Origin of the sequence: Enterobacter cloacae complex sp. IR5459 (assembly GCF_049238005.1) — a bacterium.
In the GTDB taxonomy this organism is placed as follows: Bacteria; Pseudomonadota; Gammaproteobacteria; order Enterobacterales; family Enterobacteriaceae; genus Enterobacter; species Enterobacter hormaechei_C.
The window spans coordinates 116,356-128,903 of sequence record NZ_JBMKIG010000003.1; the positions used below are offsets into that span (position 1 = coordinate 116,356).

The following is a 12,548-nucleotide window of genomic DNA, read 5'->3' on the forward strand; positions in this document are numbered from 1 at the left end:
ACATCAGATTGAATGGCATACGCCTAAGGCTTCCACCGTCACCTGTGCGGCAGCGCAAAATTCAACCGTTCCGTATTCACCACATGTTGATCGACCCGATCAATATCCACCGAACTCTGCCCCTTTTCATTAACCGCTTTTATGTTCGCAAGCGACAACAGCGTCTCGTTTTTGGCCATAAACTTCCCGCGCACGTCTTTGCGCAAGTCGAAGTTCATCTTAAGCGCGGGCCCCGTTGCTGATTCCTGCATCACATTGATATTGCGCAAGAAAAGATGTTGTGGCTTGTTGTGCAGCTCAAGTGTTGCCCGCTGCATGTTGACATTGGTGATGGCAACAAACGACGTGGCATTGCCAGAGGAAATCTGTATCCCACGCAGCTTATAGGCAAGCTGTCGGTTATCCAGGCGAATATCGTTAAGTTTGAAGTTTTGCGGTATCGACAGATAATCGCCCTTGATCACGCCATACCCGATTAACATTCCGGCGCTGTTCACCATATCGATATTATCGATAACGAAATTATCACAACCATAAATAGCTACCGTTGCGTTATCAATTCCGGCCTTTTTACTGAAGTCAGGAGTAATATTGCTGGCCTTGATATTACGGATCACAAAGTGTTTACCGTTTTCAACATGCACCAGCTGCCGACAGTTGCTGCCGGTGATATTCGCCACCACGAAGTTTTTAACGGTCTGCTGTTCCGGATAGTCATTGTCGTACGTGCTGCCAGCCAGCCCAATGCCTATGCCCCAGTTGATCTTGCCGTTCGTGCAGTTGATGTTATCGATCACGTGGTCAGAGATCAGGATGTTACGGTCGTTAATCGCCACGTTCCACTCAATCGCGTCACCCTGCAAATGGCTGAATTTGCTGTTGGTAATGCGCGCACCATCCACCTGATTATGGAAACCCTGGCGCAGAATGGCGTAGTTGGCCTGACTCACGGCAATGCGATCGATAAGCAGGTTACGCATCACTCTCGGCTTTTTACCGCCAATGTAGATCTGGGTGACGGGGCCGAAGCCGCTCATCGCCAGCCCTTTAATGACACAGTCGGAGCCACGCACGTCCAGCGTAATGTTATGCGTGCGCCCCTCTCCTTCCCCAATGACCTTACAGCCTTCCTGGAGCACGAACCGCCCGCGCCCGTTGCCCTTCAGCGCGCCGCGGATCAGCAGGGTTTTGCCATCAGGAATGAAAATGCCGGTATTGATGTTTTCACAGGTTAACCCGGCGGGAACAACAACGGTATCGCCCTCGGTAAATGCCTGCTTAAAGGCGGCGATCCAGTCGTTATTGTTGTAGCGATCGACAGAAACCGTCTTCCCGGTCGCCGCCCGCGCAGCGCGGGGCGACAGCAGCGGCATGGCAGCCAGGACGGATAAAGAAGAGACAAATCGGCGTCGGGTAATCTTTTTCAGCATACAACCTCAGCGTTACAGCGTTTGCAGCAGGCTCGCTAACTGGCGATTAATCACCTGCTGATTGAATTCTGCTTCAACTTTTTGCCGCGCATTTTGCAGCACAGGGATCAGCGTTTGCTGATCGATATTGCTGAACGCGGCCAGACGATCCGCCAGCGCCAGCGCATTGTTTTCAGGGACCAGCCAGCCAGAATGCTCAGAGGTTATCAGCTCCGGGATGCCGCTGTGCAGGGTCGAGACCACCGGAATGCCGACGGCCATCGCCTCCATCAGCGCCACGGGAATGCCTTCCATATCGCCGTCGGCGCCGGTTACGGAAGGCAGCAGGAATACATCCGCGTCATCAAGCATGGCTTTCACTTCGTGGCTCGGCTTGAAGCCCGGCATCTCGACCACGTCTTCCAGCTGATACTGTTCAATCAGCGTGCGCAGGCGACGCTCCCACGGCCCGATACCCAGGATGCGGTAGTGGAAGTCCACACCACGCGCCTTCAGCTGGCGACAGGCTTCGATGGCTACGTGCAGCCCTTTCTTTTCGGTCAGGCGGGCAACAGAGATAATCTGCAGCGGCTTGCCCGGCACCTTGACCGGTCGCTGGGTGAAGCGTTCCATGTCTACGCCCATGCGTGAAACGGTGATTTTCTCGCTCGGGCAACCCATGGTTTTCAGGCGCCCGGCCCACAGGTTGCTTATCGGCAGCATCATGTCGCCACGGCGGAACAGCTGCTGATATTCCGGCGTGTAGTGGTTCAGCACTTCCCGGCTGGAGATGTCGATACCGTGGAAAATGGTTGCGATTTTGCCGTCAATCACCCCCAGCTCACGCAGTTTTGCCGCCGTTACGCCCGCCGGGCCAAAGTGGGCGATAAAGACATCGGCCCGGTACGGCTGGGCCGTTTGCCCGCAAATGGCGGATAAGATCAGGTTGCGGGCCTCCGCCCCATAGCGCGACATATTCAGCGCCCGCCACGTCGAGGCGCGATGCAGGCCGCGCAGCGTCTGTCCGGCGCGATGGCGCAATTTGTTCATCCGTCCGGCGGGTTCATCCTGCAACCAGCGGGTTTTTGCCTCCAGCCCATACCGGGTATACGCCGCATGGGTGTTTTGCGTATCGCCCTTTTGCAGGGCGATAATCTCCACGTCATACCCCATATCGATAAACGCGGTGATTTGATTCAGCACAAAAGTTTCAGACGACAGCGGAAATTTCAGTAAGAAGAAACCAACCTTCATTTCCCCTCCCGGACGCGGTCGAGTACGGATTTCACCATGCCAATACCTTTTTCGCGTTCGGCTTTTACCGCCACCGCCAGACGTTCGTTGATCGCAGGCAACTGGCCGAGCGTGTCGCCCACCATCGCACCCAGCGATCCGTCCAGCAGATGACGAATATCGACGGCCATTTCAGGCATACCGAGCTGCTGCATAATGCCCGCGGACTTGTGTTCGTAGTTGATGGCGATGGCTGGCGTACCGAAGTTCATCGAGATAATAGCCGAGTGCAGACGCGTGCCCACGGTCAGGTCGCAGGCGGAGAGCAGCTTGCCCATCTCCAGATCGTTCAGCTCGTCCATCACCACGTGATAGCGGGACGGATCGTTCACCAGGTTGCGCAGGTTGAGCGCCACCATACGGTCATCTTTGTTGTAGCTGTCGATACCGGTACAGGTGGAAAGCGCCAGCACCTGGTAACCGCTGTCCAGCACGCGGTTCACCACGTCGGCAAAGGCTTTCTCGTACGCCGCCTGGGTCGTGCCGAGGCGTTTATCGAACGGCGCAAGTTCACGCAGGGTAATGGCGACGGTTTTCTGCTTTGCCGCCACGTCCAGCCAGTGCTGTACCGCGTAGCTGGCCTGGAAGCTGTCATCCTGATGATCCACCAGCCAGGCGGTGTCCACACCGTGCTCCACTTTGGTGGTGTCGATTTCGCTGCGCTTCATCATGTCGAGGCTGACCGATTCACGCAGGATCAGCGCGTCGCAGTGGCCGAAGACATAGTTCGCCAGCTGGTTAAACTGCGGATCCTGGAACGGCCCGACGCTGTGGCCGATCATAAACAGCGGCTTTTTCGCCATAAAGGTGCAAAGCGCATGTTCAAACTGCGGCACGCCGTACAGGTCGACGAAGAACGAGCCGCCCACCTGAATAATGGCGTCATAGCCGGACAGCAGACGCACGAAATCGGTAAAGCCCTGCGCGATGGCAATGTTGCGCAGCTTGCCGGTGTCGGTCACGCGAGAAAGCAGCACCTGATGCTGGTAGCGGCGACGCAGGACTTTCTTCACGCGCCCCATCACGCCCGCAGCGTTGTTGTGCTGTTTCATCTGGCTGTAGAGCGGGTCGCCCATCACCGGGCGGTTCAGTAACCAGGATGAGCTGACCGGATAACGGCTCATCACATCCACTTCTGTCTCAGGCTTAAGGGTGTTAATTGCATCCAGTAAACCGCGCAGGATGGCGCTGTCGCCACGGTTGCCGCAGGTATGGTTGCCAAGAATAAGTAATTTCATAATGGCCTCGTAAAATTAGCCTGCGCGAAGCAGCGTTTTCATTTTTTCGTTACGGCAAAACTGGCGCTTCATCTCGACCACCAGCGCATTGCGTGACAGCACAATCATCACGCCAAACGCCAGCGCGCCTGCCGCGACCTGCACCGCAAGCAGCGCCGCCAGCGGCAGATGTCCGTTGAGCACCACGCCCAGGCCGTAGCTCACCGCAAGCGTCGGCAAGGAGAGATAAAACGGCAGCCACAGGCTGAGGATGTACTGACGGTAGCTGGAGCCCAGCACCGGTTTGATCATCACGAAGTAGCTCAGCACGGTATTGACGATTTGCACCAGCAGGAAGCCGAGCGTCACGCCAATGGCGCCCGCCATGTGCCCGCCCACAATAATTGCCGGAATAAACAGGAAGGTTTTAAACACGTTGAACTTGAAGCTGATATCCACGCGCGCCTTCGCCATTAGCAGAGAACCAATCGGGTTCCCCACCGAGCGCAGCAGCCCCACGACGCACAGCAGTTGCAGGATCGGGATGATGCTGTTCCACTTCTCGCCAAACACCAGCGGTACGAAATTGCTGGCGACCACCATCAGCCCCAGCAGGACCGGGAAGTTGATGATCCCCACCACGGAGAGCAGCTTGTAAAAATTCACGCGCAGCTTCTCGGTATCGTCCTGAATTTTGGCGAACGCCGGGAACAGGACGCGGGTAATAATCGGGTTGAGCTTCATCGGCGGGACAACCGCGACGTTATACGCCAGGTTGTAGCCACCCGCGACGCTCGCGCCCAGAATGCGCGCCAGCACCAGCGTGGAGAGGTTAGTATTTACGTAGTTGATAATGCTGTCTGCCGTCAGCCACGCGCCGAAGCGCAGGTTGGATGAAACAGACGCCAGCGAAAAATGCAGCCCCGGGCGATAAATCTTACGGCCAAAGAAGCCGAATAGCAGCGTACGCACGGCAGAGTTAACGAGGTAGCCGAGGATGGCGGTCATCGCCAGCGGCCAGAAATGGGCGCTGACCACGGTGAAGGTAAAGCCCGCCAGCACGGCGCTGGTCTCAATCATGCCGATTTTGTTGAACTCCAGCTCTTTCTGCATCAGCGCGCGGAACTGCTGCCCGTGCGGGATCACCACGAAAGCGAACGACAGAGTACGCATCAGCGGCGCCAGGTCCGGGTTATGCAGCACGCCGGCAATCACATCGCTCAGCAGGAACACCAGCACAAAAACGAAGATACCCAGCCCGACGTTCAGCCAGTAGAGGGTGGTCAGCTCCAGATGGCTGATCTCTTTGCGCTGGATAATGGAGTTGGCGATACCAAAGTCCGACAGCGTATCGGCCAGGGCGATAATCACCAGCGAGACGGTCAGCAGACCAAACTGGTGATTATCGATAATGCGCGCCAGCACCGTCATCTGCACCAGGCCGAGGCCAATGATGACGATGGTGGCCATGGCTGACCATTTCGCACCGCTGATGGTTTTTTCTCGTAAGCTCATCTTAGTACGCCGCTTTGTTCACGAAACCTTTGAAAATGGTCAGAAAAACAATCTTGATATCGAACCAGAGGCTCCACTCGCGGATGTACTCCAGATCGAACTCGATACGTTTTTCCATTTTTTCCAGCGTGTCGGTCTCGCCGCGCCAGCCGTTGATCTGCGCCCAGCCGGTAATGCCTGGCTTCACCTTATGGCGCAGCATGTAGCCTTCAATCAGGGTACGGTACTGCTCGTTATGGGCCACGGCGTGAGGACGAGGCCCGACGATGGACATCCCGCCGGTGAACACGTTGATGAACTGCGGCAGCTCATCGAGCGAGGTACGGCGCAGGAAGTTGCCCACGCGGGTGACGCGCGGATCGTTCTGCGTCGCCTGGGTCACCACCTTGTCGTTCTCCATCACCTTCATGGAGCGGAATTTCCACACCATGATCGGCTTACCGTCCATGCCGTAGCGGGTCTGACGGAAGATGATCGGCCCCGGCGAGCTGAGCTTCACCGCCAGCGCAATACAGCACAGCACCGGGGAGATGAGCAGCAGGATCAGAGACGAAAGCACGATATCTTCCACGCGCTTCAGCACGCGGTTAATCCCCGACAGCGGCGTGTCGTACAGCGGAACAACCGGTACCCCGTTCACCTCTTCAATACGGGAGTGGAGAATATTGAAGGTGAAGACATCCGGGATGAGGATCACCGAGCAGGTGGTATCCGCCAGCTCGCGCATCAGTTTCTTGATGCGGGATTCATCTTTCATCTGCATGGCGATGTAGACGTTATGAATTTTGCCGGCTTTCGCATCGTCAATAAGCTGTTCGTAGTTACCTGCCCAGTCGGACGGTACGCCGCCGGGCTTCGCGTCGTGATAAATCCCGACCACTTCAAAACCTAACCACGGCTCTTTGCGGAAGCTGTCGAGCAACACCTGTCCCACCGGCAGATCGCCCGCCACGGCAACGAAGCGACGGTTATACCCGCGGTTGCGCAGCCAGCCCGCGCCAAAGCGGATCAGCGAGCGGCAGACCACCATGCCAATGCTGGTTAACAGATACCAGCAGAGATAGGTCACAAGACGGTTATCAAAATCATGGCTGAACGCCACCAGGCCTGCGCTGAAAATCAGGCTTAAGGTCCAGTTCTGGAGCAGCAGCATCAGTTCGGTGGTCATTTTGACGCCGCGCCATGAACGATAGAAATCGGTCATGCCGCCGATCATCTGAAACACCACCAGCGCAATCAACGCCATCAGCAAGTGCATGTATAAGAACGACTGCCCGCTGACCCAACACACCGCCCACAGTCCGCCGACCATGATGGTGATATCAGAAAAACGCTGCACCATAGAGATTAACGATGCATTCGTTCTCGCTCGTTCGCGCTTTTTTAGATTTGTCATCGTTGTTCCTTTAGTTCTAAACCTTACCCCTCGCCCCTCACCCCGGCCCTCTCCCCAAAGGGGAGAGGGTGTTCAAGTTCCCTCTCCCCTTTGGGGAGAGGGTTAGGGTGAGGGGTAAGGTTTTCTTTTTACTGATTCAACAGCGCCAGAATGTCCTTCGTTCGGGCTTCCATCAGCGCGGTGTCAGCGCGGGACTCCACGTTCAGGCGCACCACCGGCTCGGTATTGGACGAGCGCAGGTTGAAGCGCCACTGCGGGAACGCCATGCTGATACCGTCGGTACGGTCAATCTCCAGCGCATGAATGGCAAAGTGCTGTTCCACGCGGGCAATGGCCTCAGCGGGCTGTGCCAGTTTGCTGTTGATCTCACCGCTGGCCGGGAACGCCGCCATGCGGTCGCGCACCAGTTCGCCCAGGCTCTGCCCTTTCAGGCACAGCAGCTCGGTCACCAGCAGCCACGGGATCATCCCGCTGTCGCAGTAGGCAAAATCACGGAAATAGTGGTGGGCGCTCATCTCGCCGCCGTAGATGGCGTCTTCCTCACGCATACGCTCTTTGATAAACGCGTGGCCGGTTTTGGACATCACCGGCTCGCCGCCCGCGGCCTTCACCACGTCGACGGTGTTCCAGGAAAGACGCGGATCGTGAATGATTTTCGCCCCCGGGTTTTTCTCGAGGAACGCTTCCGCCAGCAGGCCAACGATGTAGTAGCCTTCGATAAACTGCCCTTTCTCATCGAACAGGAAGCAGCGGTCGAAGTCGCCGTCAAAGGCGATACCCATATCGGCGCCGTGCTCAATCACCGCGTTGCGGGTGTCGTCGCGGCACTCCGGCAGCAGCGGGTTAGGAATACCGTTCGGAAAGTTGCCGTCTGGCGTGTTGTGCACTTTGACGAAGGTCACCGGCACGTTCAGCGCCTTAAAGCGGGCTTCAAGTGCATCGACAACCGGGCCTGCCGCGCCGTTGCCGGAGTTAATCACCAGCTTCAGCGGTTTGAGGTTTGCCACATTGATGTAGCCCAGCAGGTGGTCGATGTACTCTTTTTGCAGGTTAATCTGCTTATAGCTGCCGCGCTTCGCTTCGTTTACCGGCGGGAAGTCGTTGGCCTCGGCCAGACGCTGCACGTCGCGCAGGCCGGTGTCACCGCTGATAGGACGCGCGCCCTTGCGCACCAGCTTCATGCCGTTGTAGTCCATCGGGTTATGGCTGGCCGTCACTTCGATACCGCCGTCCACGCCCAGGTGGAAGGTGGCAAAATAGATCTCTTCGGTACCGGAAAGGCCAATGTCCAGTACGTCGACGCCCGCATCCTGTAGCCCTTTCGCCAGCGCCAGCTTCAGGGATTCGCTTGTCAGGCGCACGTCGCCGCCAAGCACGATAGTTTGTGGTTTCAGGTATTCGCCGTACGCGCGGCCGATGCGCCACGCAATGTCTTCGTTCAGCTCTTCGCCCAGCTTGCCGCGAATATCGTAGGCTTTAAAACAGGTTAATTTTTCCATGATGACCCCTTTTTCAGGCAACAGTTGGCCCTGACCATGTAATGGCCAAATTTATTTTTTTCATTCGTAGGCCCGGTAAGCGCAGCGCCACCGGGCATGATGCGGAGTGCTACACGCGCCCGTAGCGATCCTGGAAGCGGATGATGTCGTCCTCTTCCAGATAGGAGCCGGAACGCACCTCAATTAAGTCGAGCGGAATTTTCCCCGGGTTTTCCAGACAGTGCGTGGCGCCCAGCGGAATATAAATGGACTCGTTTTCACCGAGCAGCTTCACTTCACCGTCGATGGTCACTTTGGCGGTCCCTGCCACCACCACCCAGTGTTCGGCGCGGTGATGGTGCATCTGCACCGACAGCCCTTCTCCCGGCTTCACGGTGATGCGTTTCACCTGATAACGCTCGCCGGCGTCGATGGAGTCATATTTGCCCCACGGGCGGTAGACTTCACGGTGAATATGGTGTTCGTGACGGCCATCGGCCTTGATCTTCTCCACCACTTTTTTAACGTCCTGCACGGCATTACGGTCGGCAATCAGCACCGCGTCTTTGGTCTGCACGACCACCAGATCCTTCACCCCTACTGTAGTGACGAGGCCAGATTCGGCGTAGACGTAGCTGTTTTCCGTTTTGTGGCTGATCACATCCCCGTGATGGACGTTACCCTCCGGGGTATGCGCGCTGATCTCCCACAGTGACGACCAGGAGCCGACGTCGCTCCAGCCCGCATCCATCGGTACCACTACCGCATCTGCCGTACGTTCCATCACCGCATAGTCAATGGACTCTTCCGGACAGGCGAGGAAGGCTTCTTCGTCCACGCGGATAAAATCGAGATCCGGATCCACCACCGCCATCGCTTTTTCGCAGGCGCTTAAGATATCCGGGCGATATTTTTCCAGCTCTTCCAGGTAGCGACCGGCGCGGAACAGGAACATACCGCTGTTCCAGTAGTATTCACCGCTGGCAACATACGCCTGCGCGGTTTCCAGATTCGGTTTTTCGACAAACTGCGCTACGTCAAAGGCCACGCTGTCGCCTTCACCAGGCGTAACGCTGCCGCGGCGAATGTAGCCATAGCCGGTTTCCGGGAGATCCGGCACGATGCCGAAGGTCACCAGCTTGCCGTTCTCAGCGTAAGGAATCGCTGCGCGTACCGCGTCGCGGAAGGCCTCTTCCTGCTGGATGACGTGGTCAGCCGCCAGCACCAGCATCAGCGGGTCGCAGTCCGGGCTGCTGCGTTTTGCTGCCAGCGCCGCAAGGGCAATGGCAGGCGCCGTGTTGCGTCCGGCAGGCTCCAGAATGATATTTTCGGTCAGTTTGTTCAGCTGGCGCAGCTGCTCCGCAACGATAAAGCGGTGCTGCTCGTTACAGATCACCACCGGGCTTTCACACTCCACGCCGTGCAGACGGTTAACCGTCGTTTGCAGCATGGTGAGGTCGCCTTTCAGACACAGAAATTGTTTTGGATAAAGCACGCGGGACAGTGGCCACAACCGGCTCCCGGATCCACCCGCCATTACGACCGGATACAAAGTGGTTTGACTCATGATTTATCCCCGTATATCTGCAATAAATTGGCTCAGCACGTTCTCTTTCTCGAGCGTGCGTTCGGCATATTCACGTGCCACCGTGTTCTCTTTTGGCATGGCGAGTGCCTGCTCAATTCCGGTCACCAGCGCAGGAACCGATTCAGGCTCTACGCAAACGGCAATGCCCGGGTAGCTGTTGCACAGCTGGCCTAATTCTGTTGCGGCTTCTGCCGTAATCACCGCGTTTCCGCCCACTGCCAGAATGTTGGTCAGCTTGGACGGCAGCACCGCATCCGCCGCGCCGCGTTTTTGCACCACCAGATGGCAGTCCGCCATTTTCAGCAGCGCGGGCAGCGCGTCATAAGACTGAAGCGGGAAGAAGCGGATGTTGGTCAGTCCGCGCTCGCTGGCCATTTTTTCCAGCCGCGCTTTACCACCGCCCTGCCCGACTATCACGAACATCCACGGGTGTTTGCTCAGCTGAAGCGCGGCGTCAATCACGCTCTCCAGCCCCTGTTTTTCGCCGATGTTGCCTGAGTAAAGAATGATTTTTTGCTCAGCAGGCAACCCGAGCTGCGCGCGTAACGCCTGCGCATCCTGGTCTGTCACATCGCGGAAGCGCGCCACTTCGGACCAGTTCGGAAAGAAGATCACTTTTTCCGCCGGGACGCCCTTCTCCTGCGCCTTGTTCATCATCGAGCGCGAGATGGTCGAGACGTAATCCACGTTGTGCAGGCCGCTGCGCTCAAAGGCGCTGGCGAGCTTCGCCACCTTGCCGCCCTTGCCTTTCCCGGCCATACCCAGCCCGAGCATGGCGTCCACTTCATAATCCTGAATGTGCAGCAGGGTGCGCGCGCCGGAGAGTTTTCCCAGCAGGCGCATGCCTGGCGTGCAGAACAGGGTCGGCACCACGCCGATGATGCGATCCGGCTTCCAGCGACGCTGCGCCATCAGCGGGAAGAAACTGCTCAGGGCAAAGCTGCCCAGATGAATTAAACGTTTCAGCGTCGAGGGCTGTTTCGGCACGTAGAGCGGGCAGCGCCAGACGGTCGCGGCGCCCTCTTCGCGGCGGTAGCGCCAGCTGGAATAGCGTTCGCCTACCTTCCACTCCGGGTAATACGGCGGGGCAGTAATCACCCGCACGTCATGTCCCTGGCTCGCCATCCACTCGACCATCTCGCCGGTGTATTTCCCGATACCGGTAAGCTCCGGCGAGTAGTTAATTCCGTAGACGAGGATTTTCATAGACCTGGCACCTCGGCCTGACGTTCCGCAAGGAAGTACGCCCGACTGTTGTCATGGACGTTGTCGCTTGCCAGCAGCGCCTCTGGCGTTAACCAGCGGTAATCGTCATGCTGAGAATCAGGCAGACGCAGGTCTGCCTCACTCACCTTCAGGCGGAACCCCAGCACGACGTAGTGCGTGGTGAACCCGGTGCCTGAAAAGTTATCGTCATAGAAGTGCTGCCAGACTCCGTAAAACTGGCCCGCTGCCATCGGCAGTTGCAGGCCCAGTTCCGCCAGAGTGAGACGCTCAAACGCATCGGTAAGCGTCTCATCCTTCTGCACGCGCCCGCCGGGCACGAACCAGAAGCCCTGTGCAGGACGATTGGTTCGTTTCCCCAGCAAGAACTCGCCGCGTTCGTTCTCCACGATCAAATCAATTGAGATCAGCGGAGTGGAACGCACTACCGTGGCAAAATCTTCCTGACTTAAAAACATCATTACCCCCGGAAGCGGTGCTGGTTTTCCAGGAACCACTGGTAGGTGCTGGCCAGCCCCTGCTCCAGTGAGACCTCGTGATACCAGCCCAGCTGATGCAGACGGGTCACGTCCAGCAGCTTGCGCGGCGTGCCGTCCGGTTTGGTGGCGTCAAACACCACGCGTCCTTTGTAACCCACCACCTGCGCGATGGTCTGCGCCAGCTCGCGAATGGTGCAGTCCACGCCGGTCCCGACGTTAATGTGCGACAGCATCGGCTCGGTGTTTTCCTGCCACACTTCGCGATCCAGCTCCATGACGTGAATGCTGGCCGCCGCCATATCGTCCACGTGCAGGAACTCACGCATTGGCGTACCGCTGCCCCACACGACCACGTCCGGGGCGTTTTCGGCAGTCGCCTCGTGGAAACGACGCAGCAGCGCCGGGATCACGTGGGAATTGCTCGGGTGGAAGTTGTCGTGCGGTCCGTACAGGTTGGTCGGCATCACCGAGCGATAGTCGCGGTTATACTGACGGTTGTAGGATTCACACAGCTTGATCCCGGCAATTTTGGCAATCGCATACGGCTCGTTGGTGGCTTCAAGCGTGCCCTGCAACAGTTCGCCCTCGGCGATCGGCTGCTTCGCCATTTTCGGGTAGATACAGGATGAGCCGAGGAACAGCAGCTTATTCACGTTGTGCATATGCGCCGCGTGAATGATGTTGCTCTCAATCATCATGTTCTCGTAGATGAAATCCGCCGGGTAGGTGTTGTTAGCGACGATGCCGCCCACCTTCGCCGCCGCCAGATACACCTGGTCGATACGTTCACTGGCGAAGAAGTCCTGCACCGCTTTGCTGTCAAGCAGGTTCAGCTCGTCGCGGGTGCGAACAATCACCTCCACGTCACCGCGCTGTTCCAGCTGGCGAACAATCGCGGAACCCACCATTCCGCGATGACCGGCGACAAAAATACGTTGTTTTGTCATTC

At 57.5% G+C, this 12,548-nt stretch carries 10 protein-coding genes; all 10 read right to left on the bottom strand.

What is annotated here, in order from left to right; all coding sequences use genetic code 11:
* Positions 1–38: 38 nt before the first annotated feature.
* Positions 39–1,430 (bottom strand): colanic acid biosynthesis protein WcaM, encoded by a 1,392-nt coding sequence (gene wcaM, locus ACOTX4_RS07080; protein ID WP_023314465.1) that lies wholly within the window; start codon positions 1,428–1,430, stop codon positions 39–41.
* A 12-nt stretch (positions 1,431–1,442) separates the two neighbouring features.
* Positions 1,443–2,663 (bottom strand): colanic acid biosynthesis glycosyltransferase WcaL, encoded by a 1,221-nt coding sequence (wcaL, locus tag ACOTX4_RS07085; protein WP_023314466.1) that lies wholly within the window; start codon positions 2,661–2,663, stop codon positions 1,443–1,445.
* Complete coding sequence (gene wcaK / locus ACOTX4_RS07090) at positions 2,660–3,940, bottom strand: colanic acid biosynthesis pyruvyl transferase WcaK (RefSeq protein WP_006811234.1); 1,281 nt, start codon at positions 3,938–3,940, stop codon at positions 2,660–2,662. The genes wcaL and wcaK overlap by 4 nt, the downstream gene beginning before the upstream one ends.
* Before the next feature lie 15 nt (positions 3,941–3,955).
* The gene (gene wzxC, locus ACOTX4_RS07095; RefSeq protein WP_003863527.1) at positions 3,956–5,434 is read right to left on the bottom strand and encodes a colanic acid undecaprenyl disphosphate flippase WzxC; all 1,479 of its coding nucleotides are present in this window, start codon (positions 5,432–5,434) and stop codon (positions 3,956–3,958) included.
* Between the two features lies 1 nt (position 5,435).
* Positions 5,436–6,830 (bottom strand): undecaprenyl-phosphate glucose phosphotransferase, encoded by a 1,395-nt coding sequence (wcaJ, locus tag ACOTX4_RS07100; RefSeq protein ID WP_003863525.1) that lies wholly within the window; start codon positions 6,828–6,830, stop codon positions 5,436–5,438.
* A 128-nt stretch (positions 6,831–6,958) separates the two neighbouring features.
* Complete coding sequence (gene cpsG / locus ACOTX4_RS07105; RefSeq protein WP_022648631.1) at positions 6,959–8,329, bottom strand: colanic acid biosynthesis phosphomannomutase CpsG; 1,371 nt, start codon at positions 8,327–8,329, stop codon at positions 6,959–6,961.
* A gap of 109 nt (positions 8,330–8,438) precedes the next feature.
* On the bottom strand, positions 8,439–9,875 hold the full coding sequence (gene cpsB / locus ACOTX4_RS07110) for a mannose-1-phosphate guanyltransferase (protein ID WP_003863522.1): 1,437 nt from the start codon (positions 9,873–9,875) through the stop codon (positions 8,439–8,441).
* Positions 9,876–9,878: 3 nt separating this feature from the next.
* Positions 9,879–11,102 (bottom strand): colanic acid biosynthesis fucosyltransferase WcaI, encoded by a 1,224-nt coding sequence (gene wcaI / locus ACOTX4_RS07115; protein ID WP_045330422.1) that lies wholly within the window; start codon positions 11,100–11,102, stop codon positions 9,879–9,881.
* Positions 11,099–11,578: a GDP-mannose mannosyl hydrolase gene (locus tag ACOTX4_RS07120; protein ID WP_003863519.1), complete on the bottom strand. Its 480-nt coding sequence runs from the start codon at positions 11,576–11,578 to the stop codon at positions 11,099–11,101. Before ACOTX4_RS07120 ends, wcaI begins: the two co-directional genes overlap by 4 nt.
* Before the next feature lie 2 nt (positions 11,579–11,580).
* The gene (fcl, locus tag ACOTX4_RS07125) at positions 11,581–12,546 is read right to left on the bottom strand and encodes a GDP-L-fucose synthase (protein ID WP_045330424.1); all 966 of its coding nucleotides are present in this window, start codon (positions 12,544–12,546) and stop codon (positions 11,581–11,583) included.
* Positions 12,547–12,548: the final 2 nt, after the last annotated feature.